The organism is Maribacter sp. (genome assembly GCF_016744255.1).
Taxonomy (GTDB): domain Bacteria; phylum Bacteroidota; class Bacteroidia; order Flavobacteriales; family Flavobacteriaceae; genus Maribacter_B.
Genome location: NZ_JADGES010000047.1, coordinates 1 through 26053, shown reverse-complemented (window position 1 = coordinate 26053; position 26053 = coordinate 1). Strand labels below are relative to the sequence as shown.

21 protein-coding genes, 5 tRNA genes and 1 pseudogene are annotated in these 26053 nt (G+C 34.2%); 26 read left to right on the top strand and 1 reads right to left on the bottom strand.

All coding sequences use genetic code 11. The annotated features are described in order from the left end of the window. Window positions 1-60: 60 nt before the first annotated feature. The 25 genes from QZZ51_RS09545 to QZZ51_RS09425 all read left to right on the top strand — a co-directional run bounded on the left by QZZ51_RS09545 (window position 61) and on the right by QZZ51_RS09425 (window position 22098). Window positions 61-372, top strand: coding sequence for a rhodanese-like domain-containing protein (locus tag QZZ51_RS09545; RefSeq protein ID WP_291869026.1), 312 nt, complete (start codon window positions 61-63; stop codon window positions 370-372). A gap of 80 nt (window positions 373-452) precedes the next feature. Beyond that, complete coding sequence (locus QZZ51_RS09540) at window positions 453-1736, top strand: DUF2851 family protein (RefSeq protein ID WP_291869024.1); 1284 nt, start codon at window positions 453-455, stop codon at window positions 1734-1736. A gap of 9 nt (window positions 1737-1745) precedes the next feature. Next, complete coding sequence (locus QZZ51_RS09535; RefSeq protein WP_291869022.1) at window positions 1746-1973, top strand: PspC domain-containing protein; 228 nt, start codon at window positions 1746-1748, stop codon at window positions 1971-1973. 2 nt (window positions 1974-1975) lie between these two features. Further along, entirely contained in the window at window positions 1976-2983 is a 1008-nt protein-coding gene (locus QZZ51_RS09530) for a potassium channel protein (protein WP_291869020.1), read from the top strand. 89 nt (window positions 2984-3072) lie between these two features. Further along, a complete protein-coding gene (locus QZZ51_RS09525) occupies window positions 3073-4659 on the top strand; it encodes an alanine/glycine:cation symporter family protein (protein WP_291869017.1) in 1587 nt (528 codons plus the stop codon). Between the two features lie 12 nt (window positions 4660-4671). Continuing rightward, window positions 4672-5529, top strand: coding sequence for a helix-hairpin-helix domain-containing protein (locus QZZ51_RS09520; RefSeq protein WP_291869016.1), 858 nt, complete (start codon window positions 4672-4674; stop codon window positions 5527-5529). Window positions 5530-5556: 27 nt separating this feature from the next. Further along, a complete protein-coding gene (locus QZZ51_RS09515) occupies window positions 5557-6729 on the top strand; it encodes an acyl-CoA dehydrogenase family protein (RefSeq protein WP_291869015.1) in 1173 nt (390 codons plus the stop codon). A gap of 86 nt (window positions 6730-6815) precedes the next feature. Further along, on the top strand, window positions 6816-7010 hold the full coding sequence (rpsU, locus tag QZZ51_RS09510; RefSeq protein WP_291869014.1) for a 30S ribosomal protein S21: 195 nt from the start codon (window positions 6816-6818) through the stop codon (window positions 7008-7010). An 89-nt stretch (window positions 7011-7099) separates the two neighbouring features. After that, a complete protein-coding gene (locus QZZ51_RS09505) occupies window positions 7100-7993 on the top strand; it encodes a tyrosine-type recombinase/integrase (RefSeq protein ID WP_291869013.1) in 894 nt (297 codons plus the stop codon). 32 nt (window positions 7994-8025) lie between these two features. Then, window positions 8026-8328 (top strand): ribosome-associated translation inhibitor RaiA, encoded by a 303-nt coding sequence (gene raiA, locus QZZ51_RS09500; protein ID WP_291869012.1) that lies wholly within the window; start codon window positions 8026-8028, stop codon window positions 8326-8328. 99 nt (window positions 8329-8427) lie between these two features. After that, window positions 8428-8501, top strand: a tRNA-Thr gene (locus QZZ51_RS09495). A gap of 29 nt (window positions 8502-8530) precedes the next feature. Then, window positions 8531-8612, top strand: a tRNA-Tyr gene (locus tag QZZ51_RS09490). A 148-nt stretch (window positions 8613-8760) separates the two neighbouring features. Next, a tRNA-Gly gene (locus QZZ51_RS09485) sits at window positions 8761-8833 on the top strand. Between the two features lie 108 nt (window positions 8834-8941). Continuing rightward, window positions 8942-9013 (top strand) — tRNA-Thr (locus QZZ51_RS09480). 56 nt (window positions 9014-9069) lie between these two features. Then, entirely contained in the window at window positions 9070-10257 is a 1188-nt protein-coding gene (tuf, locus tag QZZ51_RS09475; protein WP_291869011.1) for an elongation factor Tu, read from the top strand. A gap of 67 nt (window positions 10258-10324) precedes the next feature. Then, window positions 10325-10397, top strand: a tRNA-Trp gene (locus QZZ51_RS09470). Between the two features lie 55 nt (window positions 10398-10452). Further along, on the top strand, window positions 10453-10641 hold the full coding sequence (gene secE, locus QZZ51_RS09465) for a preprotein translocase subunit SecE (protein WP_291869010.1): 189 nt from the start codon (window positions 10453-10455) through the stop codon (window positions 10639-10641). Window positions 10642-10650: 9 nt separating this feature from the next. After that, complete coding sequence (gene nusG / locus QZZ51_RS09460; RefSeq protein WP_291869009.1) at window positions 10651-11202, top strand: transcription termination/antitermination protein NusG; 552 nt, start codon at window positions 10651-10653, stop codon at window positions 11200-11202. 67 nt (window positions 11203-11269) lie between these two features. After that, complete coding sequence (gene rplK / locus QZZ51_RS09455) at window positions 11270-11707, top strand: 50S ribosomal protein L11 (RefSeq protein WP_291869008.1); 438 nt, start codon at window positions 11270-11272, stop codon at window positions 11705-11707. Window positions 11708-11725: 18 nt separating this feature from the next. After that, the gene (gene rplA / locus QZZ51_RS09450) at window positions 11726-12415 is read left to right on the top strand and encodes a 50S ribosomal protein L1 (protein WP_291869007.1); all 690 of its coding nucleotides are present in this window, start codon (window positions 11726-11728) and stop codon (window positions 12413-12415) included. Window positions 12416-12441: 26 nt separating this feature from the next. Next, the gene (rplJ, locus tag QZZ51_RS09445) at window positions 12442-12957 is read left to right on the top strand and encodes a 50S ribosomal protein L10 (RefSeq protein WP_291869006.1); all 516 of its coding nucleotides are present in this window, start codon (window positions 12442-12444) and stop codon (window positions 12955-12957) included. A 50-nt stretch (window positions 12958-13007) separates the two neighbouring features. Continuing rightward, entirely contained in the window at window positions 13008-13385 is a 378-nt protein-coding gene (gene rplL, locus QZZ51_RS09440; RefSeq protein WP_291869005.1) for a 50S ribosomal protein L7/L12, read from the top strand. Between the two features lie 133 nt (window positions 13386-13518). Next, a complete protein-coding gene (rpoB, locus tag QZZ51_RS09435) occupies window positions 13519-17328 on the top strand; it encodes a DNA-directed RNA polymerase subunit beta (RefSeq protein WP_291869004.1) in 3810 nt (1269 codons plus the stop codon). A gap of 57 nt (window positions 17329-17385) precedes the next feature. Then, window positions 17386-21684, top strand: a complete 4299-nt coding sequence (gene rpoC / locus QZZ51_RS09430; protein ID WP_291869003.1) for a DNA-directed RNA polymerase subunit beta' — start codon at window positions 17386-17388, stop codon at window positions 21682-21684. A gap of 102 nt (window positions 21685-21786) precedes the next feature. Beyond that, window positions 21787-22098 (top strand): DUF3467 domain-containing protein, encoded by a 312-nt coding sequence (locus QZZ51_RS09425; RefSeq protein WP_291869002.1) that lies wholly within the window; start codon window positions 21787-21789, stop codon window positions 22096-22098. A 41-nt stretch (window positions 22099-22139) separates the two neighbouring features. On the opposite strand, the gene QZZ51_RS09420 is transcribed toward QZZ51_RS09425, so the two are convergent. Further along, window positions 22140-23729 carry a peptide chain release factor 3 gene (locus QZZ51_RS09420; protein WP_291869001.1) on the bottom strand — a complete coding sequence of 530 codons (1590 nt, stop codon included), beginning with the start codon at window positions 23727-23729 and terminating at the stop codon, window positions 22140-22142. Window positions 23730-24106: 377 nt separating this feature from the next. Here QZZ51_RS09420 and QZZ51_RS09415 point away from each other — a divergent pair. Continuing rightward, window positions 24107-26053, top strand: a pseudogene (locus tag QZZ51_RS09415) (gliding motility-associated C-terminal domain-containing protein); the annotation flags it as partial.

The window sequence follows — 26053 nt, the reverse complement described above, 5'->3', positions numbered from 1 at the left end:
AGGTAAGACCTTCATCTAAAAATAGTATTTTTGAAATATCAAAAAAAAAAGTATTTAAAAATGGCAGATTTATCACAGCAAGAATGGGAAGAACAACTAACGAAAGATGCTAACGCTTTTGTTTTAGATGTAAGAACCTCAGATGAAGTGGAAGAAGGATATATTCCTAATTCTACAAATATTGATATTTATTTAGGTCAGGATTTTTTGACAGAAATAGAAAAATTAGATAAGACAAAGAATTTTTATGTATACTGCCGTTCTGGTAACCGTAGTGGGCAAGCTTGTGCAATTATGAATAGTATTGGAATTGAAAATGCTTATAATTTAGTAGGTGGTTTTATGAATTGGGAAGGTGAAGTTGCAGAGTAAGTAAAATAGATTTAGTAAATTAAACCCACTTTTAAGTGGGTTTTTTCATTTCTAACTCTTAGGTATTTTATTATAGATTAATGCGCGAAGACTTATTACATTTTATTTGGAAGCATAAAAAGTTACCTAATATAGGTTTAAAAACAACAGATGGGGTGCCCATTTCTATTGTGAAAATAGGCCAGCATAATCACCAATCAGGGCCAGATTTCTTTAATTCGCATATCCGTATGGAAGAGCAATTATGGGTGGGTAATGTAGAGATTCATATTAAATCCTCCGATTGGTATGTGCATAATCATGAAGTAGACAACAATTATAATTCCGTAATTCTGCATGTTGTTTGGGAAGATGATGCTGCAGTTTTTAGAAGCGACAATTCCAAAATACCTACGCTAGAGTTAAAATCCTATATAGAGAAAGATTTTTTAAAAAAACACGAAGCCTTATTTAATAGCGCAGATATTACCTTTGTTAACTGTGAAAGGAATATTAAAACAATGGATAGTTTTGTGGTTCTAAATTGGCTAGAGCGTTTATTTTTTGAACGTTTAGAACAAAAGACAGAAATTATAAAAGAACTATTGCTAAAATCTAACAACGATTGGGAGTATGTACTTTTTATTATGCTCTTAAAGAATTTTGGATTAAAAATTAATGGAGACTCTTTTTTTAGTTTACAGTCGGCATTGAATCCATCTATTGTTTCAAAACTTAAGAATAATGGGTTTCAGTTAGAAAGTGCTCTTTATGGCTTATCAGGAATTTTGAAAGGAGAGGAGTGTTTAGACAGTTATTATATTAGGTTACATAAAGAATATCAATTTTTAAAAAATAAATTTAGTCTTACGGAGGAAGGGATAATTAATCCTAAATTTTTTAAATTAAGACCGCCTAATTTTCCTACCATAAGGTTATCTCAATTTTCTAATTTATATAGCGTACATCAAAATTTATTCTCCAAATTAATAGGCGAAACATCTTTAAAGGATTTACGTGCTATTTTTAAGGTAAATGCTAGTGAGTATTGGGATACGCATTTTACTTTTGGTAAGGAATCTAAAAAAAATAAGAAAAGGATTACTAATAAGTTTGTAGATTTAATTATAATAAATACGATACTTCCTTTTAAATTTTATTACACCAAAAGTTTAGGAAAAGACATAGATGAAGAGTTACTTAAAATTATTTCTGAAATCGCTACAGAAGATAATTCTACTATAAATAATTTTAAAAAGATTGGTATTTATTCTTTATCCGCAAAAGATAGCCAGGCTTTATTACAATTGTATAATAATTACTGCACTAAAAATAAATGTCTGCAATGTGCTATTGGGGCTAGTTTATTAAAAGTAAATACCTAATTTTAGACCATGAATTTTTTCTATAAAATTTTATATTATTTTCAAAAGAGAGGGTTTGAGGTTTGTGGGCGTATTGCTGATCGATTGGGAATAAGAGCAAGAGTAGTTCGCACTTCCTTTATATACTTAACTTTTGTTACCCTAGGTTTTGGATTTGCACTATACTTATTTGTTGCTTTTTGGTTGAAAATAAAAGATTTAGTGCACACCAAAAGAACCTCCGTTTTTGATTTATGACTATGGCAAAACTATTTAGAACAAGATTTTATGTAGCAATAGGGCTAATGCTGTTCGTGCTGTTATTTGGAGTGTTGGGCTACCGAGTAATTTGCGATTATTCATGGGTAGATGCCATGTATATGACTATTATAACGGTTACAACCGTTGGTTTTTCGGAGGTGCAACCTATGGATACGGAAGGAAAATTATTTACGGTAGTTTTAATAATATCTAGTGTTTTTATTTTTGCTTTTGCTATTTCTGTAATTACAGAATATATTTTGAGTAGGAATTCCATGCAACTATTAAAAAAGAAGAAAGTGAAAAATACGATTGGAAAATTGTCAAACCATGTTATAGTATGTGGTTACGGTAGAAACGGAATGCAAGCTGCAGCAAGATTAAAAGCGTATAAAAGGTCTTTTGTTGTTGTAGAGAGGAATAAAGAAATAATAGAAAAATTTGAAGAAGAAATTCTATTTGTAGAGGGAGATGCTAATGAAGATGAGGTTTTAATAGAGGCGGGTATTGATAGAGCACAATATTTAATAGCGACACTGCCAGATGATGCATCGAACCTGTTCGTAGTCCTTTCTGCTAGGCAAATAAATAAAGATTTGTTTATAGTTAGTAGGGCTTCTTTAGTTACATCACAAAAGAAGCTACAACTAGCAGGTGCAGACCAAGTAATTATGCCCGATAAAATTGGAGGAGACCATATGGCTTCGTTAGTCGTTATGCCAGATTTAATAACTTTTATGGATAAGCTCTCTATAGAAGGGGAGCATACTACAAATTTAGAAGAAGTGGCTATCGAAGATTTTGCGGATCAAGTAGACTGTAATTCTCTTCGAGATTTAGATTTACGTAGAAAAACAGGCTGCACAATAATTGGCTATATAGCTCCAGATGGAGAATATATTATTAACCCTGAAGCAGACATGAAATTGCAGCCTAAAAGTAAAGTGATTGTTTTGGGGAGGCCAGAACAAATTAAAAAATTGAATAAAATGTTCCATATAGAATAAGATTATTTTACCTATATATTTGATAACGGGCATTATTTTTTAGATATTGCTTGCTGACTAACTAATTTAATAAATACAACTTTAATATTATGAAGTATAAACTTCTAGCATTTTTCGCATTATTTACACCTTTATTATCCATGGCACAAGAGGTCGGCTTAGATCAGCAAATAGATCAGGCTTTTAGGCCAGTTGCAGATTTTTTTACAGCAGTTATTTTCTTCCCTGTATTTGGTATTCCTTTCATTTTAATATTGTTGGTATTTAGTGCTTTGTTTTTTACTTTATATTTTGGTTTTCCTAATATTAGGTTTTTTGCAAAAGCAATAAACGTGGTAAGGGGTAAATATGATGAGGTGGATCACCATGGTGTCGAGAAATCGGACGTTAACATTGTTGATGGTGATATTGTGGATACTATAGAAGATGAAAGTAGAGAAGGGGAAGTAACACATTTTCAAGCTTTGGCGACAGCAGTTTCTGGAACTGTGGGGAATGGTAATATTGCGGGTGTTGCATTGGCAATTGCTTTAGGAGGACCAGGGGCAACTTTTTGGATGGTTATTTGTGGGCTTTTAGGAATGTCTTCTAAATTTGTAGAATGTACCTTAGGGGTTCAGTATAGAGATGTTGGTGAAGATGGTACTGTTTACGGAGGTCCAATGTACTATTTAAGTAAAGGGTTAAAAGAAAAAGGTTTTGCTGTTTTAGGTAAAATAGTAGCAGTAATTTTTGCTGTCTTTTGTATCGGAGGTTCCTTTGGTGGTGGTAATGCTGCACAATCCAATCAGGCTACTATTGTTATAAAAGAATTAATGGGGTTAACCAGCACTAGCGCTGGTGCAATTATCGGTGTTATTTTAGCAATACTAGTAGGTATTATAATAATAGGTGGAATTAAAAGAATAGCCCAGGTAACAGAAAAAGTGGTGCCTTTTATGGCTGTCATGTATGTAATAGCCTGTTTGTATATTATTCTTAGTAATTTTTCTTTAATAGATGATGCGTTTTCATTGATATTTAAAGAAGCATTCAATCCGACAGCAATCGGAGTTGGTACTTTAATAGGTGTCTTATTAGTAGGTTTTAAGAGAGCGGCTTTTTCTAATGAAGCTGGTGCAGGTTCTGCATCTATTGCGCATTCTGCGGTTAAGACAAAGTATTCTGCATCGGAAGGTTTGGTAGCCTTGTTAGAGCCTTTTATAGATACGGTTGTAATTTGTACAATGACCGCCTTGGTAATCATTATTTTTAATTTTGGAGGAGCTTTTGAGTATGGTGGCGAAGGTTCTGTTATGATAGATGGTGTTTCGTATGAAGGAGCGGGGATTACTTCTATCGCCTTTGCACAGTACATTCCTTATTCTAATGTGTTTTTAACGATTGCAGTGGTTTTATTCGCTGTATCTACTATGATATCTTGGTCTTACTATGGCTTACAGTCTTGGAAATTTTTATTCGGTAGAGGTAAAACAGCCGATATGGTATATAAATTGTTATTTTTAACTTTTATTATCATTGGAGCTGCAGCAAGTATGAAATCTATTTGGGCTTTCTCAGATGCTATGATTTTTGCAATGGTATTCCCTAATATGGTAGGTTTGTTCTTTTTGTTTCCTGTTGTTAAAAAAGAATTAGATAGATATTTAAGAGCTATTAAAGAAGCTAAATTGTAATAAAAATATCTTTTGAAAAATTTTAAATCCCACTTTGAATTCTCTAGACAAGAACGAAGTGGGATATTTTATTTACTGTTGTTAATAACAGTTCTTCAATTGGGTTATTATCTGTATGGTAGATTATCTAGCAACGAGGAAGACGGATTTATTCTTAATACAGAAGAGCAGGCCAAGGTTGATGCCTTAAAAACTAAAAATGCTCTTGTTGAGGAGAAAAAAATCTATCCGTTTAATCCTAATTTTATAAGTGATTATAAAGGGTACACTTTAGGCATGTCCGTTCCTGAAATAGATAGGTTACATGCATTTAGAGATAAGAAGCGTTTTGTGAATTCGGCAAAAGAGTTTCAAGAAGTAACTAAAGTGTCAGATTCTTTACTGCACATTCTTAGACCTTATTTTAAATTTCCGGAATGGAAAAAGAAAAAGAATAAGCAAAATAAGTATAGGGATATAGAAATATTTCCGGTTAAAGATTTAAATGACTGTACTGTTGAGGAGTTGCAGTCTGTCTCCGGAATAGGGGAAACCCTCTCCAAAAGAATAGTAAAATTTAGAAATGCTTTGGGTGGTTTTTTAATAGACAAGCAATTGTTTGATGTTTATGGCTTAAAGCCAGATGTTGCAGAAAGGGTTCTGAAACAGTATAAAGTGATAAAGGTTCCCGAAATTAAAAAAATTAATATAAATACAGCAACGCCTTCAGAACTGTCAAAATTATTATATATTCAAAAAAAGGTTGCTTTTGAGGTTGTAAATTACAGAAATCTCAACGATTCCATCACTTCTTTTGATGAATTGTCAAATATTAAAAATTTCCCATTTAAAAAAATTGATAAAATTAAGTTATATTTGAAGCTTAAATAACGTATTTCAGGGATAGCAAAATTTAGCATGGATAAAAGATATTTTAGTGAAGAACATAACTTGTTTCGTGAGAGTTTAAAAAATTTCTTAAAAAAAGAGGTGGTGCCACATGTAGATAAGTGGGAAAAAGACGGTGCTATCGAGCGTTTTATTTGGAAGAAATTTGGGGATATGGGTTATTTAGGTTTAACCTATCCTGTAAAATATGGTGGCCTTGAGCTAGATTTGTTTTATACAGTAATTTTGCTTGAAGAACTTCAAAAAGTAAATTCTCTTGGTTTCGCAGCCGCTATTTGGGCTCATATGTATTTGGCTATGACGCATCTAAATAAAGAAGGAGATGAGCGCATAAAAGAAGAATATCTTGCTCCAAGTATAGCTGGGGATAAAATAGGTTGTTTGTGTATTTCGGAGCCTTTTGCAGGATCCGATGTTTCTGGTATGAGGACTACCGCTATTAAAGAAGGAGATTACTATGTGTTAAATGGGTCCAAAACATTTATTACTAATGGTGTTTTGAGTGATTATTTAGTAGTTACAGCTAAAACAGCTCCAGAATTAGGAAATAAGGGTATTAGTGTCTTTGTTGTAGATAGAGAAACCTCAGGAGTTAGTGCTGTTAAATTAGATAAATTAGGATGGCGTGCTTCGGATACGGGTGAAATAGCGTTTGATAATGTAAAAATACCAGTTGAAAATTTAATGGGTGAAGAAGGGAAAGGTTTTCCTTATATTATGCAGCACTTTGCCTTGGAAAGATTAATAATGGGTATTAATGCGCATGCAAGAGCAGAATACGCTTTAGATTATGCAATAGATTATATGTCGGAGCGAACAGCTTTTGGTAAACAGATTAATCAATACCAGGCATTAAGGCATAAGATAGCAGAAAGATCGGCAGAGATGACAATGTGTAAAGAGTTTAATTATTCAGTAACACAAAGGTTAAATAACGGTGAATATGTCGTAAAAGAAGCGACTATGTCTAAAATGCTTTCTACAAAAATGGCAGATGAAACAATTTATGATTGTTTGCAAATGTTAGGAGGGTATGGTTTTATGGAAGATTACCCTTTAGCGAGATTGTTTAGAGATAGTAGGTGTGGTCCTATTGGAGGAGGAACTTCAGAAATACTGAAAGAAATCTTGTCTAAAATTATTATAGATAAGAAAGACTACAAGCCAGCGGTAGAAGTTTAATTAAAATAATTTTCAATAAGGCTTGTCATGTGAATATAAATAGTATATTTGCAGCCTTAATCACAAAAGAGAGGAGGTAGTAGCATATGTTAATTATACCAATTAAAGAAGGAGAAAACATAGATAGAGCTTTAAAGCGTTTTAAGCGAAAGTTCGATAAAACCGGTACAATGCGCCAGTTGAGAAAGCGTCAGCAGTTCAACAAGCCATCTGTAACACGTAGAGCGCAAATACAAAAAGCGCAATACATACAAGGTTTAAGAGATCAAGAAGAAATTTAGATTAATTAATCTATTTCAATATTAAAAATCCTGCTATTAGCAGGATTTTTTTATGGAATTAAATTAAATTTTGTGCTAACTTTGAGAGTATGGTATTAGCTCCTTTTTTTGATTATCTTTTATTAGAAAAGAAGTATTCTAAGTACACAGTGCAAGCGTATAAAAAAGATATAGAGTCTTTTGTGGCTTTTTGTCTACAGGAATATAAAATTTCGGATATAGATAGAATAGAGTATACTTTAGTTAGGAGTTGGGTTGTTTCTTTGGTAGGAGAAGGTGTGGCAAACCGTACCGTTAATCGTAAAATGGCATCTTTAAAAGCGTACTATAAGTTTTTGTTGCGAATAGAAGCGATAGAGGTATCTCCTTTGGTGAAGCACAAGGCTTTAAAAGTTTCAAAAAAAATAGAAGTCCCTTTTTCTGAAGAAGAAATGGAAAAGGTTTTGTCGCAAATAGTGTATCCAAAAGGTTTTGAGGGGGTGAGAGATAAGTTAATGATAGACTTGTTGTATGCTACAGGAATGCGCAGAGCAGAGCTTATTCATTTAAAATGCAATAACGTAAGCTTGGAGACTCGCAGTTTAAAAGTGCTCGGAAAACGTAATAAGGAGCGTATAATGCCTATGCTGGAATCTACAGTAGAATTGTTTTTGCAGTATTTTAAGGAAAGAAAGGAGTTGTGTGTTATAAAAGATGAGGGTAATGTGTTTCTTTTAAAATCGGGCAATAAAATATATGAAACTCTTGTTTATAGAGTTATAAATGGGTATTTTAGTAAGGTATCTACTAAGGTAAAAAAGAGTCCGCATATACTTAGGCATACGTTTGCTACTCATATGCTCAATAAAGGGGCAGATTTAAATTCGGTAAAAGAGTTGTTGGGGCATTCTAGTTTAGCATCAACACAGGTTTATACTCATAACGGTATCGAAGTATTAAAGAAAGTACATGCTTCCGCTCATCCTAGAGGGCGTAAATTGTAAAATACATTGTTTAACTTTTAAAATAATATTCTATGAAAGTAAATACACAATCCGTGAATTTTAATGCGGAAGAAGGGTTAATTGAATTTGTTCAAAATAGGTTAGATAAGTTAGAAACCTTCTATGATAAAGTGATTAGTTCGGATGTGTTTTTGAAATTAGATAACAATAATTTGAAAGAAAATAAGATTGTAGAGATAAAATTGAATATACCTAAGGATAATTTTGTAGTAAAAAAGCAATGCAAGTCATTTGAAGAAGCTGTGGATTCTGCCTGTAATTCGCTGGAAAGAAGGCTAATAAAAAAGAAAGAAAAAATTAGAGCAAAATCTTGATGAATTTTTTTTTAATTTTTGTTTTGAATAAACAAAAAAACGTATACATTTGCAGTCCGTTAGAAATAGCGGACTTTTTTATAACAGAAAAAGTAAAAAGCCGATGTAGCTCAGCTGGCTAGAGCAGCTGATTTGTAATCAGCAGGTCGTGGGTTCGAGTCCCTCCATCGGCTCTTTAAAAAGTTCTTTAAATTATGGTTTTGGGGAGATACTCAAGCGGCCAACGAGGGCAGACTGTAAATCTGCTGACTACGTCTTCGCAGGTTCGAATCCTGCTCTCCCCACAAAAAATTTTAAAAAGTACTTTTAAAAGGTTACTTTTGCAGAGCTAAAATTTAGATAGCTTTAAAAAGATTGTTTAAAAATAGTTTTTTGAAATTTTGAAAATGTTGTAATTTTGCTTTCTGAAAATTAATTTCAAGAAGTAAATAAGCGGGAGTAGCTCAGTTGGTAGAGCGTCAGCCTTCCAAGCTGAATGTCGCCGGTTCGAACCCGGTCTCCCGCTCAAAACATAAAAAACAGAATCGACCTTGGGTTGCTTCTGTTTTTTCTGTAAATAAATTACACCTTTAATGAGCTTTGGTTGTTTAAGGTGTTAGGTTTAACACTTTACGCCGGTGTAGCTCAGGGGTAGAGCGTTTCCTTGGTAAGGAAGAGGTCACGAGTTCAAATCTCGTCATTGGCTCAATTTTGGCATAAATTTGTACACTAATATAAACTAAAGATTAAAATTCATTAAACATGGCAAAGGAAACTTTCGATCGTTCCAAACCGCACTTAAATATAGGTACTATTGGACACGTAGATCACGGTAAAACTACATTAACTGCTGCTATTACTACAGTTTTAGCAAATGCAGGTCTTTCTGAATTAAGAAGTTTCGATTCTATCGATAACGCTCCTGAGGAAAAAGAAAGAGGTATTACAATTAATACATCGCACGTAGAGTATTCTACTGCAAATCGTCACTACGCACACGTAGATTGTCCTGGTCACGCCGATTACGTGAAGAATATGGTAACTGGTGCTGCGCAAATGGATGGTGCTATATTGGTTGTTGCTGCTACAGATGGTCCAATGCCACAAACTCGTGAGCATATCTTGTTGGGTCGTCAGGTTGGTATTCCAAGAATGGTTGTATTCATGAATAAAGTGGATATGGTTGATGATGAAGAGCTTTTAGAGCTTGTTGAGATGGAGGTAAGAGAATTACTTTCTTTCTATGAGTATGATGGTGATAATGGACCTGTTGTTGCTGGTTCTGCTTTGGGTGCACTTAATGGTGAGCAAAAGTGGGTAGATACAGTAATGAAATTAATGGAAGAGGTTGATGCTTGGATCGAATTGCCAAAAAGAGATGTTGAAAAAGATTTCTTAATGCCAATTGAAGATGTTTTTACAATTACTGGTCGTGGAACTGTTGCTACAGGTCGTATTGAAACTGGTGTTGCAAACACAGGTGATGCTGTTGATATTATTGGTATGGGTGCTGAAAAATTAACTTCTACAGTTACTGGAGTTGAGATGTTCCGTAAGATATTAGATAGAGGTGAGGCAGGAGATAATGTTGGTATCTTATTAAGAGGTATTGAAAAATCTCAAATTAGTAGAGGTATGGTAATCTGTAAGCCAGGTTCTGTGACTCCACATGCTAAGTTTGAAGCTGAGGTTTATGTTCTTAAAAAAGAAGAAGGTGGTCGTCATACACCATTTCATAATAACTATCGTCCACAGTTTTACGTAAGAACTACGGATGTAACAGGTACTATTAATCTTCCTTCAGGGGTTGAGATGGTTATGCCTGGTGATAACCTTACTATTATTGTTGAGTTATTATCTCCAATTGCATTAAGCTTAGGTTTGCGTTTTGCAATTCGTGAAGGTGGTAGAACGGTAGGTGCTGGTCAGGTAACTAAGATTTTAGATTAAAATAATTTATAGTTTTTACATTATAAGGGTATCTGCCAATGGCAGATACCTTTCACTGTAAATACAAACGGGAGTAGCTCAGTTGGTAGAGCACTGGTCTCCAAAACCAGGTGTCGTGAGTTCGAGCCTCTCCTCCCGTGCGAAAGAAAAGGATAAATGTTCTGTTTCTTGTAAAATTGAAAAAAATAAACAACTATGTTAACTTATATAAAAGAATCTATAGAAGAGTTGAGAAATAATGTAACTCTTCCGCCGCGTTCAGAATCTTCGAATCTTATGGTTGTTGTTGCGGTATTCTCTATCTTATTTGCTTTGGCAACTTGGGGTGTGGATTCGGGTTTAAGTAAGTTGGTTCGTTTGTATTTTGATAACGTTTTAAATTAAGCTACGCTCATGTCTGAAGTATTGGAAAAGAAATGGTATGTTGTAAGAGCTGTTAGTGGTCAGGAACACAAAATAAAAGGATACATAGAAAGTGAAGTATCTCGTTTGGGTTTTTCAGATTATTTAGAGGATGTTTTGGTGCCTACTGAAAAAGTGGTTCAAATTAGAAAAGGAAAAAAAGTTAATAAGGAAAGGGTTTATTTCCCTGGATATATCATGATTAAAGCCAATTTGGGTGGAGAGATGATTCATATTATTAGGTCTATTACAAATGTTATTGGTTTTTTAGGGGAAACAAAAGGAGGGGATCCTGTTCCGTTAAGAAAAGCAGAGGTAAATAGAATGTTAGGTAAAGTGGATGAGTTAACTGTGAATACAGATAGTGTAGCTATACCTTTTGTTTTTGGAGAAACGGTAAAAGTAATAGATGGTCCTTTTAATGGATTTAACGGAACGGTTGAAAAAATTAATGAGGAAAAGCGTAAGCTTGAGGTAATGGTGAAAATTTTTGGAAGAAAAACACCATTAGAATTAAGTTATATGCAAGTAGAGAAAGTTTAGTATAATTTGTTACATATTTAAGAGTAGTATCGCTTCCATCGATACGCTTTCAATTTAATTTAAAACAATGGCAAAAGAAGTAGGTAAAGTAGTTAAGCTACAAGTTAGGGGAGGTGCTGCGAATCCGTCGCCACCGGTTGGACCCGCCTTAGGTGCTGCCGGTGTTAACATTATGGAGTTCTGTAAGCAGTTTAATGCTCGTACACAGGATAAACCAGGTAAAGTATTACCAGTTGTTATCACGGTATATAAAGACAAATCGTTTGATTTTGTTGTAAAAACACCACCAGCGGCAGTTCAGTTATTGGAAGCAGCTAAGATTAAAAAAGGATCTGGCGAACCTAACAGAGTAAAATCGGGTAATGTAACTTGGGACCAGGTTAAGGCAATAGCCGACGACAAGATGGTAGATTTAAATGCATTTACTGTAGAATCAGCAATGAGCATGATCGCAGGAACGGCAAGATCTATGGGTTTAAAAGTTGCAGGTAAAAGACCTTTTTAAAATCTTAAAAGCAATTAAATGGCAAAGTTAACAAAGAACCAAAAGGAGGCTCGTGCTAAAATAGAAAAAGATAAACTTTATTCTGTTGATGAGGCGTCTGCTTTAGTAAAAGAAATAACCAATACAAAATTTGATGCATCAATAGATTTAGCTGTTCGTTTGGGTGTGGATCCAAGAAAAGCAAATCAAATGGTTCGTGGGGTAGTAACACTTCCTCATGGAACAGGTAAAGATGTAAAAGTTTTGGCTTTGGTAACACCAGATAAAGAAGCAGAAGCTACAGCAGCTGGGGCGGATTATGTTGGTTTAGATGAGTATTTGGATAAAATTAAAAGCGGTTGGACAGATGTTGATGTAATCATCACAATGCCAAGCGTTATGGGTAAATTAGGTCCTTTAGGTCGTGTGTTAGGGCCAAGAGGTTTAATGCCGAATCCAAAAACAGGTACTGTAACAATGGATGTGGCTAAAGCAGTTACAGAAGTAAAAGCAGGTAAGATTGATTTTAAGGTGGATAAGACTGGTATCGTGCATGCTGCAATAGGAAAGGCTTCTTTTTCTGCAGATAAAATTGCAGGAAATGCTAAAGAATTATTAGAAACTTTAAATAAATTAAAGCCTACGGCGTCTAAAGGGGTGTACATGAAATCTATTTTCATGTCTAGTACAATGAGTCCTAGTTTACAATTAGATCCAAAAACAGTTTAAATAGCTGGTAGTTTAAAAATTTAATTATGACAAGAGAAGAAAAAGCAAACGTTATACAAGATTTGACTACGCAGTTAGGGGAAAGTTCTACCATTTATTTGGCAGATATTTCTGGTCTTGATGCAGTGACTACTTCAGATTTAAGAAGAGCGTGTTTCAAGGCGGATATTAGACTGGCTGTAGTTAAGAATACATTGCTTGCAAAAGCAATGGAAGCTTCTGATAGAGAATTTGGAGAACTTCCTGAGGTATTAAAAGGAAATACTTCTTTAATGTTTTCTGAAATCGGAAATGCACCTGCAAAATTAATAAAGAATTTCAGAAAAAAATCTGATAAGCCTTTATTAAAAGGAGCTTTCGTAGAAGAAGCGGTTTATATTGGTGATGAGAATTTGGATGCTTTAGTTAGCATTAAGTCTAAAGAAGAAATGATTGGCGAGATTATTGGATTATTACAATCTCCTGCTAAGAATGTTATTTCTGGACTTAAATCAGGTGGTGGTAAACTAGCTGGAATCCTTAAGACATTGTCTGAAAGATAGTACGCACTAAAAACAATTATATTTTAAAAATTTATTAAACGATAGTAAAAATGGCAGATTTAAAAGATTTCGCAGAGCAATTAGTTAATCTTACAGTAAAAGAGGTAAACGAATTAGCTGATATATTAAAAGATGAATACGGTATAGAGCCTGCAGCTGCTGCAGTAGCTGTTGCTGCTGGTGGTGCTGCCGCTGGTGGAGAAGCTGCTGAAGAGCAAACAGAATTTGATGTTATCTTAAAAGCAGCAGGTGCTTCTAAATTAGCAGTTGTAAAATTAGTTAAAGAATTAACTGGTTTAGGTTTAAAAGATGCTAAAGATATCGTTGATAGCGCACCAAAAGCAATTAAAGAAGGTGTTTCTAAAGACGAAGCTGAAGGAATTAAAACTTCATTAGAAGAAGCAGGAGCAGAAGTTGAGCTTAAATAATAGCAACAACATATAGCACTTATGGTTTAGGTCTTTTCGCATTTTGCGCTTAGACCTAAGCCTTTTTTATATATTAAGTATATTAAGAGGTATACAACCCATTTAGTATTCACGATCAAAATACTGTCCATAGATGTTCAAAAATCAGACTCAAAGAATAAATTTTGCATCCGCTAAGAACACTCCGGAATATCCAGATTTCTTGGATATTCAGATTAAATCTTTTCAGGATTTCTTTCAACTTGAAACAAAATCTGATCAAAGAGGAGATGAAGGATTATATAACACCTTCATGGAAAATTTTCCAATAACTGATACTAGAAATCAGTTTGTATTGGAGTTTTTAGATTATTTCATAGATCCACCGAGATATTCAATACAAGAATGTATTGAACGTGGACTTACATATAGCGTACCATTAAAAGCTAGACTTAAATTATATTGTACAGATCCAGAACATGAAGATTTTGAGACTATTGTACAAGATGTGTATTTAGGGACTATTCCTTACATGACACCTAGTGGTACATTTGTCATTAATGGTGCAGAAAGAGTTGTAGTATCTCAATTACACCGTTCTCCAGGGGTATTCTTTGGACAATCTTTCCATGCGAATGGAACAAAGCTATATTCTGCAAGAGTAATTCCTTTTAAAGGTTCTTGGATAGAATTTGCTACGGATATCAATGGCGTTATGTACGCATATATTGATAGAAAGAAAAAATTACCTGTCACTACTTTATTTAGAGCTATTGGCTTTGAAAGAGATAAAGATATATTAGAGATTTTTGATCTTTCTGAAGAGGTTAAAGCTTCTGCGGCAGGATTAAAGAAGGTGTTAGGTCGTAAACTTGCGGCTAGAGTATTGAACACTTGGCATGAGGATTTCGTAGATGAAGATACAGGTGAAGTTGTATCTATTGAAAGAAATGAAATTGTTTTAGATCGTGACACCATTCTTGAAAAAGATCATATTCAAGAAATTATGGATGCGGATGTTAAGACGGTATTATTACATAAAGAAAATAATGCTCAGTCTGATTATGCTATAATTCACAACACATTACAGAAAGATCCAACAAACTCAGAGAAAGAGGCTGTTGAACATATATACCGTCAATTACGTAATGCAGAGCCGCCAGATGAGGAAACTGCAAGAGGTATTATTGATAAATTATTCTTTTCGGATCAGCGTTACAACTTAGGTGAAGTTGGTCGTTATAGAATGAATAAAAAATTACAGTTAGATATTGGAATGGATAAGCAAGTCTTAACCAAGATAGATATTATAACTATTATTAAGTATTTAATTGAGTTAATTAATTCTAAGGCAGAGATTGATGATATTGATCACCTTTCTAACCGTCGTGTTCGTACAGTTGGTGAACAATTATCACAACAATTTGGAGTTGGTTTAGCACGTATGGCTAGGACTATTCGTGAGCGTATGAACGTTCGTGATAATGAAGTCTTTACACCAATCGATTTGATTAATGCAAAAACATTATCATCGGTTATTAATTCTTTCTTTGGGACTAACCAGTTATCTCAGTTTATGGATCAAACGAATCCATTAGCAGAGATTACACACAAGCGTAGATTATCTGCACTTGGACCAGGTGGTTTATCAAGAGAAAGAGCTGGTTTCGAGGTTCGTGATGTTCACTATACGCACTACGGAAGATTATGTCCTATTGAAACACCAGAAGGTCCAAACATTGGTCTTATTTCTTCATTAGCAGTATTTGCTAAGGTGAACCCAATGGGATTCTTAGAAACTCCTTACCGTGAGGTAACGGATGCTAAGGTGGATATTAATGAGTTTAGATATTTAAGTGCAGAAGAAGAAGAAGGAATGAAAATTGCGCAAGCAAATATTCCTTTAAAAGAAGATGGCACTATTGATACGGATAAAGTAATTGCTAGAGAAGAAGGTGATTTCCCAGTTGTAGATCCATCGGAAATACAATTTACGGATGTTGCCCCAAACCAAATAGCATCTATATCAGCATCTCTTATTCCTTTCTTGGAACATGATGATGCCAACCGTGCATTGATGGGGTCAAACATGATGCGTCAGGCAGTGCCATTATTAAAACCACAATCACCGATTGTAGGTACAGGTTTAGAGCGTCAAGTAGCATCAGACTCTAGAGTATTAATTAATGCCGAAGGAGCAGGTGTTATTGAGTATGTAGATTCTCAGAAAATAACTGTAAAATACGATCGTACAGACGAAGAGAGATTAGTTAGTTTTGAAGAAGATTCTAAAACGTATAAACTAGTTAAATTTAGAAAAACGAATCAAGGAACAAGTATTAACCTTAAACCTATTGTTCAAAAAGGGGATAGAGTTAAGAAAGGACAAGTTCTTTGTGAAGGATACGCAACTGAAAAAGGAGAATTAGCATTAGGTAGAAACTTAGTGGTAGCTTTTATGCCTTGGAAAGGGTATAACTTTGAAGATGCGATTGTAATTTCTGAAAAAGTGGTACGGGAAGATATCTTTACTTCTATCCATGTAGATGAATATTCTTTAGATGTTCGTGATACAAAATTAGGAGCAGAAGAATTAACACATGATATTCCAAATGTTTCAGAAGAAGCAACAAAAGACTTGGATGAAAATGGAATGATTCGTATCGGTGCTGAAGTTAAGCCTGGTGATATCCTAATTGGTAAGATTACACCCAAAGGAGAATCAGATCCAACACCAGAAGAAAAATTACTAAGAGCAATATTTGGAGATAAAGCAGGAGATGTAAAAGATGCATCTTTAAAAGCTTCTCCATCTTTAAGAGGTGTTGTAATTGAAAAGAAATTATTCTCTAGATCTATTAAAGATAAGCGTAAGCGTTCGGAAGATAAAGAGGCTATTTCTAATTTAGAATTAGAATATGAAGTTAAATTCCAACAACTAAAAGACATTTTAATTGAAAAATTATTTGTTATAGTTAATGGAAAAACATCACAAGGTGTATTAAATGACTTAGGTGAAGAGGTTTTACCAAAAGGCAAGAAGTATACTATGAAAATGTTGAACTCTGTAGATGACTTTGCTCATTTAGTTGGTGGAAGTTGGACTACGGATAAGGAAACAAATGCTTCTTTAGCGGATTTGTTACATAACTATAAGATTAAATTAAACGATTTTCAAGGAAATCTTAGAAGAGATAAGTTTACGATTTCTGTAGGGGATGAGTTGCCAGCAGGTATTATAAAACTAGCTAAGGTTTATGTTGCTAAAAAACGTAAGCTTAAAGTAGGAGATAAAATGGCAGGACGTCACGGAAACAAAGGTATTGTTTCTCGTATAGTTCGTCATGAAGATATGCCATTCTTAGAAGATGGAACACCAGTGGATATTGTATTAAACCCATTAGGAGTACCTTCTCGTATGAACATTGGACAGATTTACGAAACAGTATTAGGTTGGGCTGGTCTTAAACTTGGTAAAAAGTTTGGTACTCCAATTTTCGATGGTGCTACTTTAGATCAAATTAACGCATATACAGATGAGGCTGGTATCCCAAGATTTGGTCATACTTACCTTTATGATGGTGGAACAGGTCAGCGTTTTGATCAGCCAGCGACAGTTGGTGTTATCTATATGTTGAAATTAGGACATATGGTAGATGATAAAATGCATGCTCGTTCTATAGGACCTTATTCATTAATTACGCAACAGCCTTTAGGTGGTAAAGCACAATTTGGTGGTCAGCGTTTTGGAGAGATGGAAGTATGGGCTTTAGAGGCATATGGAGCGTCTGCTACCTTAAGAGAGATATTAACGGTTAAATCCGATGATGTTATTGGTAGAGCAAAAACATATGAATCTATTGTTAAAGGCGAAACAATGCCAGAACCTGGATTACCAGAATCCTTTAACGTATTAATGCATGAACTTAAAGGTTTAGGTTTAGACATTAGATTAGAGGAATAGTCAAATCGGATAAAACGATTTAAGAACACATTGTTAATTTAGTATCACCATTATATTATGGCTAGAATAAAAGATAATAACCCAATAAAAAGGTTTAATAAAATTTCCATCGGATTAGCGTCTCCTGAAGCAATTTTAGGAGAATCTAAGGGGGAAGTTTTAAAACCTGAAACTATTAACTATAGAACTCACAAACCAGAGAGAGATGGTCTTTTCTGTGAGCGTATTTTTGGTCCTGTTAAGGATTATGAGTGTGCTTGTGGTAAATATAAGAGAATCCGTTACCGTGGTATTGTTTGTGACCGTTGCGGGGTAGAAGTAACAGAGAAAAAAGTACGTAGAGACAGAGTAGGGCATATTAATTTAGTTGTTCCTGTAGCTCATATCTGGTACTTCCGTTCTTTACCTAATAAGATTGGATACCTTCTTGGATTACCTTCTAAGAAGTTAGATATGATTATTTATTACGAGCGTTACGTGGTTATTCAACCTGGAATAGCTAAGGGGTCAGAAGGAGAAGAGGTTAAGAAAATGGATTTCTTAACAGAAGAGGAATATTTAAATATTGCTGATGAGTTACCTCAGGAGAATCAATATTTAGAAGATTCAGACCCAAATAAGTTTATTGCTAAAATGGGCGCTGAATGTTTAATTGATTTATTAGCTAGAATCGACTTAACTGAACTGTCTTATGAATTAAGGCATAAAGCTAATACGGAGACTTCTAAGCAAAGAAAAACAGAGGCTTTAAAAAGACTTCAAGTTGTTGAAGCTTTAAGAGAGTCTCAAGAAAATAGAGACAACAGACCAGAGTGGATGATTATGAAAGTAATTCCGGTTATTCCACCAGAATTACGTCCATTAGTGCCATTAGACGGTGGTCGTTTTGCTACTTCAGATTTAAATGATTTATATAGAAGAGTTATTATTCGTAATAATCGTTTAAAACGTTTAGTTGAAATCAAGGCTCCAGAAGTAATTCTTAGAAATGAGAAACGTATGCTTCAGGAATCTGTAGATTCTTTATTTGATAATACACGTAAAGCATCCGCAGTTAAAACAGAATCTAACAGACCATTAAAATCGCTTTCCGATTCATTGAAAGGTAAGCAAGGTCGTTTCCGTCAAAACTTACTTGGTAAGCGTGTGGATTATTCTGCTCGTTCGGTAATTGTTGTAGGACCTGAATTGAGATTGTTCGAATGTGGTCTTCCAAAAGACATGGCTGCTGAGCTTTATAAGCCTTTTGTAATTAGAAAGTTAATTGAAAGAGGTATTGTAAAAACAGTTAAATCTGCGAAGAAAATAATAGATAAAAAAGAACCTGTAGTTTGGGATATTTTAGAAAATGTTCTTAAAGGGCATCCTGTATTATTAAACCGTGCTCCAACATTGCACCGTTTAGGTATACAAGCATTTCAGCCTAAACTTATAGAAGGAAAAGCTATTCGTCTTCACCCATTAGTATGTACTGCATTTAATGCAGATTTTGATGGAGATCAAATGGCGGTTCATTTGCCTTTAGGTCCAGAAGCTATTTTAGAAGCACAGTTATTAATGTTAGCTTCTCATAATATCTTGAACCCTGCGAATGGTTCTCCAATTACCGTACCATCACAGGATATGGTCTTGGGTCTGTACTATATGACTAAGGAAAGAAAATCTACTCCAGAAGTTCCAATTAAAGGAGAAGGGTTAACATTCTATTCTTATGAAGAGGTAGAGATTGCTTTTAATGAAGGAATGGTAAATCTTAATGCAGGAATTAAAGTTCGCGCTAAAGATTTTAATGAAGAAGGAGAATTAGTAAACAAAATTATACCAACAACAGTAGGTAGAGTAATGTTTAATATGGAAGTGCCGGAAGCAGCTGGTTATATCAATGATGTATTGAATAAAAAATCATTAAGAGATATTATTGGCGGAATTTTAGCGGTAACGGATGTACCTACAACAGCAGATTTCTTAGATAGAATTAAAAATTTAGGATATGATTTTGCCTTTAAAGGTGGATTATCTTTTAGTTTAGGGGATATTATTATACCTAAAGAAAAGCATGAAATGATTGCTGAAGCTAATGTTCAAGTAGATGGAATTAAGGCCAACTATAATATGGGTCTTATTACTAATAACGAACGTTACAATCAGGTTATTGATGTTTGGACATCTACGAATGCACAGCTAACAGAATTAGCTATGAAGCGTATTCGAGAGGACCAACAAGGATTTAATTCCGTGTATATGATGCTTGATTCTGGTGCGAGGGGTTCTAAAGAACAAATCCGTCAGTTAACAGGTATGCGTGGATTAATGGCGAAACCTAAAAAATCTACTGCCGGTGGTGGCGAAATTATTGAAAACCCGATTCTTTCTAACTTTAAGGAAGGGCTTTCGATTTTGGAATACTTTATTTCTACTCACGGTGCTCGTAAAGGTCTTGCAGATACAGCTCTTAAAACGGCAGATGCAGGTTACTTAACACGTCGTTTAGTGGATGTTTCTCAAGATGTTATTGTTAACATTGAAGATTGTGAGACATTAAGAGGTGTTGAAGTAAAAGCTTTAAAGAAGAATGAGGAGATTGTAGAAACACTAGGAGAAAGAATATTAGGTAGAGTTTCTCTACACGATGTTTATAACCCTTTAACAGAAGAGCTGTTACTTACTGCAGGACAGGAAGTTATGGAGTCAGATGTTAAGAAAATTTCAGCTTCTCCAGTGGAAAAAGTTGAAGTACGATCAGCATTAACATGTGAGGCTAAAAAAGGTATTTGTGCTAAATGTTACGGTAGAAACTTATCTACCAACAAAATGGTACAAAGAGGTGAAGCTGTTGGTGTTGTTGCTGCGCAATCTATTGGAGAGCCAGGAACACAGTTAACATTACGTACATTCCACGTAGGTGGTATTGCAGGTAACATTTCTGAAGATAATAAGCTTATCGCTAAATTTGGTGGTGTAGCAGAAATTGAAGATTTAAGAACTGTTACCGGAGAAGATTCTGAAGGTAAACCAGCGAAAATTGTAATTTCTAGAACATCTGAAATCAAAGTTGTAGATGCTAAAACTGGAATTGTATTAAGTACAAATAACATTCCTTACGGTTCTCAATTATTTATTGATAATGGAGCTAAAATAGCGAAGGATGATGTAGTTTGTTCTTGGGATCCATATAACGGTGTTATTGTTTCAGAATTTCCAGGTCAAATTTCTTACGAAAATATAGACCAAGGTGTTACATACCAAGTAGAGATAGATGAACAAACTGGTTTCCAAGAGAAAGTAATTTCGGAATCTAGAAATAAAAAGTTAATTCCAACATTATTAATTAAGAATGCTAACGATGAAGTATTGCGTTCTTATAACTTACCAGTAAGTTCTCACTTAATGGTAGATGATAATGATAAAATTAAAGAAGGTCAAATCTTAGTTAAAATTCCACGTAAATCTGCTAAAGCAGGTGATATTACGGGTGGTCTTCCAAGAGTTACTGAGTTATTTGAAGCTCGTAATCCATCTAACCCAGCAGTTGTCTCTGAGATTGATGGTGTAGTTTCTTTTGGAAAAATTAAGAGGGGTAACCGTGAGATAATTATTGAATCTAAATTAGGAGAGGTTAAGAAGTATTTAGTAAAACTTTCTAATCAAATCTTAGTTCAGGAAAATGATTATGTTAGAGCAGGTATGCCACTTTCTGACGGTTCTATTACACCGGAAGATATCTTAAAAATTAAAGGGCCATCTGCAGTACAACAGTACTTGGTAAATGAAGTACAAGAAGTATATCGTTTACAAGGGGTGAAAATTAATGACAAGCACTTTGAGGTAGTTGTAAGACAAATGATGCGTAAAGTTCGTATTGTTGATCCGGGAGATACTATTTTCTTAGAAAACCAATTGATTCATAAGCAAGATTTTATTTTGGAAAATGATGAAATTTATGGTAAAAAAGTTGTGGTTGAAGCAGGAGACTCTGATAGCATTAAAGCAGGACAAATTATTTCTGCAAGAGAGCTTAGAGATGAGAACTCAATTTTAAGAAGAGGTGATAAGAACTTAATCGAAGCAAGGGATGCTGTAGCTGCTACAGCAACACCAATACTTCAAGGTATTACAAGAGCTTCATTACAGACAAAATCATTTATTTCTGCTGCTTCCTTCCAGGAAACAACTAAAGTATTAAATGAAGCTGCTGTAAGTGGTAAAGTAGATACTTTAGAAGGCTTAAAAGAGAACGTAATTGTTGGTCATAAAATACCAGCAGGAACAGGAATGCGAGATTACGATAATATCATTGTCGGCTCTAAAGAAGAGTATGATGAAATTATGGCTCGTAAAGAAGCTTTAAAGTTTTAATTATAAATAACCCTCGATGAAAATCGAGGGTTATTTTTTTGTATGCATTCTATACTAACTTTAAAGTATTTAAGTTTTATAAGAGTAATAATATATAGAATTATGAATGACGAATCGAAAAAACAACAGCAGATTAATATAGAGTTAGATGAGAAAACTGCAGAAGGTATATATTCCAATCTTGCAATAATAAACCATTCTGTATCTGAGTTTGTAGTAGATTTTATAAGTATGATGCCTGGTGCTCCTAAAGCAAAAGTTAAAAGTCGAATTGTTTTAACACCGCAGCATGCAAAAAAATTCCTAAGAGCATTAAGTGATAATGTAGATCGCTTTGAAAAAGCACATGGAACAATCAAAGACTATGAACAACCTCCTATACCAATGAATTTTGGACCAACAGGAGAAGCATAATAAAAAAAGCGATGAATTTTAAAATTCATCGCTTTTTTTATTTAATTAAATTCTGAAGTAAAATGAAGCTTTACGGAAGGATATTTTTGTTGTGTCATTTGTAAAGAAAAACTGGAATCTGCTAGAAATACTAATTGTCCCTTTTTGTCCTTTGCTAAGAACTTCTGTTTAACACGAATAAATTCTTTAAATTCATCTGTTTTGTTGTTAAATTGGTCTACCCAACATGCTTTAAAAACAGGAAGATTTTCATAGGTGCATTTTGCACTATACTCGTGTTCTAATCTATATTGTATAACTTCAAACTGTAGTGCTCCAACGGTACCAATTATTTTTCTTCCATTTAATTCTAATGTAAAAAGTTGCGCAACACCTTCGTCCATTAACTGGTCAATACCTTTATATAATTGTTTAGACTTTAAAGGGTCTGCATTATTAATGAATCTAAAATGTTCTGGTGAAAAACTTGGTATTCCTTTATAATTTAATTGTTCTCCTTCTGTTAAGGTGTCTCCAATTTTAAAATTACCCGTATCATGCAGTCCAACAATATCTCCTGGGTATGATGTATCTACAATTTCTTTCCTTTCTGCAAAAAATGCATTAGGGCTAGAGAATTTTACTTTTTTACCATTACGAACATGCAGATAAGGCTTGTTTCTTTCAAAAGTTCCAGAGACAATTTTTACAAAAGCTAATCGGTCTCTGTGCTTTGGATCCATATTGGCATGTATTTTAAAAACAAAACCGGTAAGTTCTTTTTCATTAGAATCTACCAAACGTTCTTCTGCCATTTTTGGTCTTGGTGATGGTGCTATATCTATAAAGCAATCTAATAATTCTCTTACGCCAAAATTATTTAATGCCGATCCAAAAAATACAGGTTGTTGTTCCCCTTTTAAGTATGCTTCTTTGTCAAATTCAGGATAAACGCCTTGTACTAGTTCTAAGTCATCTCGCAAAGTATTTGCAGCATTTTCTCCAATTAGTTGAGTTAATTCGGGGCTATGAATGTCGTCAATAGCGATTGTGTCTTCTATATTTTTTTTACTATCACCACTAAACAGGTTTACATTTTTCTCATATATATTGTATATACCTTTAAAATCGTAGCCCATTCCAATAGGAAAACTCAAAGGGGTTACTTTAAGACCTAGTTTTTGTTCTAAGTCATCTAATAAATCAAAAGCATCTTTTCCTTCTCTGTCTAATTTGTTTATGAATACTAACATTGGTATGTTACGCATTCTACATACTTCTACCAATTTTACAGTTTGCTCCTCAACACCTTTTGCAACGTCAATAACTACAATAACACTATCTACAGCAGTTAAAGTTCTAAAGGTATCTTCTGCAAAATCTTTGTGTCCAGGAGTATCTAGAATATTGATTTTTTTATCACCATAAATAAAGGCTAAAACAGAAGTTGCAACGGAAATCCCTCTTTGTCTTTCAATTTCCATGAAATCACTAGTGGCAGTCTTTTTTATTTTGTTATTCTTAACGGCACCTGCTTCTTGAATAGCACCTCCAAATAGTAAAAGTTTTTCTGTCAGAGTGGTTTTACCTGCATCAGGGTGAGATATTATACCAAATGTTCTTCTTCTTTCTATTTCTGTCTTAAAATCCATGCTGTAAATTTGAGCAAAAATACGGTAAATAAAGGGTTTTCTAAATAGGGCTTTAGATTAAAAGTAATTGGAGATGAATAATTTTATTGTTTTTAAAACGCCGACGAAATACATATATAGTCGATGAAATACATATCATTTGCTATTCGTCTAAAGTGATTGTTTTTTGATAATAGTAGGAAAGCTATTGGAGAACAGTAATACAACGAGAAAAGATGTTTTTAAAAGATTTATAATAATTAATAGAATAAAAAGAATTTGAAGAGAAGAATTTTAAATTTATCTTGCGTAATAATATACATTGCTCCCAAGCATCTTACCTAATTATTTTTCCCTACCAGCCATGGTGATAAGTAACACTAAAATTACTGCCACTTATGGATTTTTTTACATATTATACATTCAATAAAATCGCTAAAAATGGGCTAGGGTTATGCTTGTTTTTTGTAACCTCCATGACTTTTGCTGAAGAGTTTAGAATTTCGCTTTCTTATTCTAGTGTGGAAACAAATTCTATCGTTTTTTGCGAAAATGATTTAGATGACGATAACGATGGTATCTTAAATACTGTTGAGGATGCTAATGAAGATGGAGATGATAACCATGTAACAAATCCTACAGATTCTGATTTAGATGGTATACCTAATTATTTAGATATAGATTCTGATAATGATGGTATATTAGATAATTATGAAGGACAAAAATCTTCATTGTATGTTGCTCCTACAGGAATAGATGGTAATGATAATGGTTTGGATGACGCCTATGAAGGGTCTTATGGTTTTGGTGTTAATCCATACGATACGGATAGAGGTGGTATCCCAGATTATTTGGATATAGATTCTGATATTGACGGTATTAGGGATAATTTAGAATCACAAGAGTTTCTGGATTATGTCGCTCCATTTGGAGAAGATGATAATAATAATGGTTTAGACGATGCTTACGAGGGTTCTTACGGATTTGGTATAATTCCTATAAATTCTGATGCGGATGAATTTCCAAATTTTAGAGATTTTGATTCGGACAATGATGGTATTAAAGATAAAGTGGAAGCACAAACTTCTGAGGATTTTATTCCTCCTACAGGGGATGCTAACAATAATGATATAGATGATTCTTATGAGCTAGGACTTAATCCCATAGATACCGATGGGGATAGTATTCCAGATTATGTGGATATAGACTCTGATAATGATGGAATATTAGATAATATTGAAAGTCAATTATATGATAATTATATTGCTCCATCTGGGGTAGATGCAAATAACAATGGATTAGATGATATTTATGGAGGAGATGGTATTGATCCTGTTAATTCGGATAGCGATACTAAGCCCGATTTTAGAGATATAGATTCTGATAATGATGGGTTGCCAGATAATATTGAAGGCCAATTAACTAGTGGTTATACTCCTCCAACTGGGCAGGATTCAGATTTTGATGGGTTAGATAATGCGTATGAAGGGCTAGAGGAAGAAGGTATATATACTGTTAATACGGATGGTACAGATGCTCCTGATTTTTTGGATTTAGACAGTGATAATGATAGTGTTCCAGATAACAATGAAGGGAACGATTTTAATTACGATGGTATTCCTGATCAGACTTTTACAGGAGTAGATACGGATGGCGATGGTTTAGATGATGGTTATGAAGGCAGTAATGTAAATGATGGTTTCGATGTAAACGATGAGATAGAAAACCCAAAGACAGATTTACCCGATACGGATGGAACAGAAGATGTTAACTATAGAGATTTAGATGATGATGGCGATGATATAGACACACCAATGGAAGATGCAGATGGTGACGGAGACCCAACGAATGATGATAGTGATAATGATGGTACCCCCGATTATTTAGACCCAACAGACGACCGTCCAGAAACGGATACGGATGATGATGGTGTTCCAGATGTTACAGATTTAGATGATGATAATGACGGGATATTAGATACGGTAGAAGACCCCAATTTAGATGGCGATGATAATCCATTAACGGATGCATTAGATACCGACAATGATGGTATTCCCAATCATTTAGATATAGATTCCGATAATGATGGGTTACCAGATAATATCGAAGCACAAACTACCGATGGTTATATAGCACCAAACGAAGATGATGCAGCTACGTACGCTACTAATAATGGATTGAATACCGCATATCCAGATGGTTTAATACCAGTAAATACAGACGGCGAAGACACGCAGGATTATATAGATTTAGACAGTGATAATGATAGTGTTCCAGATAACAATGAAGGGAACGATTTTAATTACGATGGTATTCCTGATCAGACTTTTACAGGAGTAGATACG